This window comes from Methylomagnum sp. (assembly GCF_054333355.1).
Genome location: NZ_JBTEKS010000426.1, coordinates 1 through 3569, shown reverse-complemented (window position 1 = coordinate 3569; position 3569 = coordinate 1). Strand labels below are relative to the sequence as shown.

Sequence of the window (3569 nt, the reverse complement as noted above, 5' to 3'; positions counted from 1 at the left end):
AAGTGCCGCGAAATAGTGGTTTAAAGCCTGTGTTTCAGCTAACGCATTAGCCCCGCCCGCCCCGAGATTATGAAGGGAATTCAGATAAGCAATAAAGCCATTATTCTGGGTAGTCAAAACAGGCTCCTTCGGTGGGTACTCTTGGATAAGTTGTGGCAAATGGACAGTGGAGTCATGATATTCCACCCACATATCACGTACTTCTCCAATGGATTGTGGCAAACCTACAGCCGCCCGCAAGGTGGCGTGCTGATTTTCTGGGAAATAGCAATATAGAAGCTCACCAGCAAGACTAATAAGGCGTTTTTTATCTACGGATAACACTTGATAAACTTCTAACGATAAACCGGCATGGATGTTTTTCTCTAGCAGTTCGCTTTTAAATAAATGGCCGACGCTAGTTCTGTTTAAAGTAGCGCTTTGCTCTAATTCCCATATTCTGTCGGATTCCAAGCGGCCAAATGGATAATGAGTATTAGCCCGTTCACTTGCGGCTGGATAGAACTCATCAAATAATTTTATTAAAGCGCTATCAATAACCGAGAAAGGAATCATTCTTTCGCGGCCTTGAAAACAATATCCAAGCGCAAATAAAAGCAACAACGGCTTATGCAGCGATGGTTGACCGCCTTCGCTGTAAGTTCTGATGTTTGCGAATCGTTCTTCTATAGAGTTCATAGCATTATAAGATACAGATTAAACAGCCTTCATCGCCTTCTTCTTCTGGGGATAGATTGTCAATTAGTTTTTTTGACTTAGCTTTTTTAGGCACGTATTTATGAATTTCATCTTTTGATAATAATTCATCAAGCGTCCCCTCCTGATTCCAGGTATACCGTTTCCCAGTTGCTTCATCTATTTTTTCGTATTGCTTCGATTTTTCAAAAAGACCGGGATGATGTTTAAGAAGGCCCGCCCATTCTTCTTGCCGCTGAAAAAAGCAGAAATAACAGCCCGAGCGGCTTCGCCATTTATAGTAATCAGGTAGACCCAAACCAGATGACTCTAGTATTTTTGTAACATCTTCTTTTGTTATCCCGTCATTTTTAAATGGGAAGCAGGTTTTTATGTTCGGCTTCTTGGAAATGTACCCGGTTCTAGTCGGCTCGTCGGCGCGAATGGCTATATAGGAAATACAATCATCATTCCCGACAAAATTCTCAAAAGGAATCAGCTTAAGATTGATGGTACACCATCGTTGACGAGGAGAAGGTAGATAATGATTGTGTAGCTTGAGGTAATAATCAAAGTCTCGACCAGCATTTATCTTTTCAATCGGCTTACCAAGATAATCCTCCAGCATATCTATATAAGCCAACGTCTCCGGTAATTCCGCCCCGGTATCGGCAAAGAAATACTCCATCTCCGGCACCTTATCCCGTAGATATATCGCCAGCGCCGAACTATCTTTTCCGCCCGACAGGCCCAACAAATGCCGGACAGGTTTCTTAAGGGTTTCCTCACTCATTCGGCGGTTCTCCGATACTTGGGTTACAACGCTTGAACAACTCAGCGACCACGGCCAACCGCTCCGCCTCGTCCAATCCCTCAAACTGCCGGGCAATCCCCGCCGCCCGGTCGGTGGCCCTGGCCCGTTGCGCGGCGCTCAATTGCACCACGCGGCTATGCTCGCCCCGCTCGGCATCCACCACCTTCACCAACACCGCGCCCTCCGGCCCACGGTCGGCGACTTGCAAGCGCAGACTCTCCAACTCCCGCAACTGCGCCGCCATCTCCCGCAACCGCAACTCCGCCTGCAACCGGGTATCCACCCGCCACTTGCCCGGCGGCACCCGGCCTATCAAGGTCGCCACCGATTCCAGCCAAGCTTGGTCTTCCGTGTGGGCGGTATCGGCCAGCCGCTTGGCTAACGCCCCCACACCCATCCGGTCGGGCGTGTAGCGCTCCAAGCCGCCATAGCGCTCCGCCAGCGCCCGCCGCAAACCGGCAAGATCGGCGGCGGGCGTGTCCAGCAAACTGCCGTTCAATTCCTCCCGCCAGTGGTCCAGCAAGTTCGGATAAGCCTGCTTCAACTCCCGCAAAGTCCCCGCCAGTAGCTCAATGAAGCCCTTCACGACGGCGCCATCACGGGCCGCGAAACCCGCCGGGTCCACCCCGCACGCCTTGGGCAGGGCATCGAACAACAACACGCCGGGACTCTTCGCCTGCTGGAACGCCTCTCGCACCCGCTTGGCCTCGCGGCTCAGGCCGGGGCAATGCTGGGTGTATTCGGGCAATCCCCCCATGAACCGCACCAACGGGCGCACCAGTTCCAGCAAACTGGCATCCGCCGCCACCCCGCCCACCACGGACCCGGCGTAGTGCTCGAACAAATCCCCCCACAGCCCTTCCAGGCCGAACCGCTCCAAGGCGAACAACTCGGGCCGACGGCACAGCAATTCCGCCTGCTCGATGGTCAACGCCTCGCAGAACGCGCCCTCCTGGTACACCGCCACCTCGCGGCGATGGGCCAGCAAATAGGCGACGATCAACACCGGCAACACGCCCCGCTTCACGCCGTAAGGCCGGCCCGCCAGCGTGGCGTACAGTTCGGGCAGCGGCACCTGCCGTTCGCCGCTGTCGCCCAGAATTTGAGTAATGGCCGCCCACACCGGACCCACCCGGCAAGGATCGTGCGCCGGGTCGGGCGGATAAAACCCGCGCCGCCCGTCCTGCTTGCGGTGCAAACGGCTTTCTTTCAGCAACGAGAGGTACAGGCTTTTCTCGGCGGGCGTCTTGGCAATCCCCAAATTCTCCCGGTCGGGTGCCGCCAACATGGCGGCGAGTAAGCGCTTGCGCCCGGTGTTGGCGCTGGGGGAGGGCTGGTCGCGGTTGATGAGTTCGTTACGGAACAGCGGGGTTTCTGAGTAAACGGTTTTTTCCACCCACTCGGATAGACGTTGCTGTAAGCCACCCCGCCCTGAAATCAGCGCCTCTTTCCCGCCCCGGAACCACCGCAGGGAATCCGCTTCCGGTTCGTCGAGCAGGGCGCGGATCAAGCGCAAGGCTTCGGCTTCGGCGTTTTCCAGCCACGCCCGGTACTCGCGTTGCGCTACCGGGTCGTCGTGTAGCGCGGCATGGCGCTTGGGCAGTTCCAATAACGCTTTCCATTCGGCGGTCGCTTCTTGTAGCCGCTCGCTCGCTTCGCATACCGCCACCACGGCTAGCAGTGGGAAACTGTCGGGCTGGATGTCCTCGTAAGGTTCGGCCAGATAGAACCACAGGGTGAGTTCGCCATCCGTCTTGGAGGGCCAACGCAGGCGTGACGTGAACGTCGGCGTGAAACTGCGGAGACTCCCGGTCGCAATCGTGACCCGGCGGGCGACAATTGCCTTGAGCGGGGCCAATTCGTTGAGCAGGTCCGCTAAAGGAATCGCCATATATTCGGCGCTGGCCTGCCGCACCGCACCGGCGAGGTCGAAATCGCTGCCTTGCCAGACTTGGTATTCCTGGCTGAACTGGCGCAGGTGGATCACCGAAGCCGCTTGCAACCGGGCTAATAACCCGTCGGTGGCCTCGCCGAACAACCCCCGCAGCAAACCCCGGCTGGCCTTCAAACCCCGTTGGGC

Annotated in this window: 2 protein-coding genes and 1 pseudogene; all 3 read right to left on the bottom strand. The window is 56.0% G+C overall.

Features of this window, described 5'->3' with window-relative positions:
- Nucleotides 1-678 (bottom strand): hypothetical protein (locus ACXWUF_RS20495; protein ID WP_458503377.1); only part of this gene is annotated, 678 nt, incomplete at its 3' end.
- Between the two features lie 4 nt (nucleotides 679-682).
- On the bottom strand, nucleotides 683-1468 hold the full coding sequence (locus tag ACXWUF_RS20490; protein WP_458497155.1) for a phosphoadenosine phosphosulfate reductase domain-containing protein: 786 nt from the start codon (nucleotides 1466-1468) through the stop codon (nucleotides 683-685).
- A pseudogene (locus tag ACXWUF_RS20485) lies at nucleotides 1461-3569 on the bottom strand (hypothetical protein); the annotation flags it as partial. The gene ACXWUF_RS20490 and the pseudogene ACXWUF_RS20485, both read right to left, overlap by 8 nt.

What these genes read in the sequence shown, in the direction of transcription:
- ACXWUF_RS20490 (WP_458497155.1), bottom strand. Translation starts at nt 1,468, where the DNA reads ATGAGTGAGGAAACCCTTAAGAAACCTGTCCGGCATTTGTTGGGCCTG.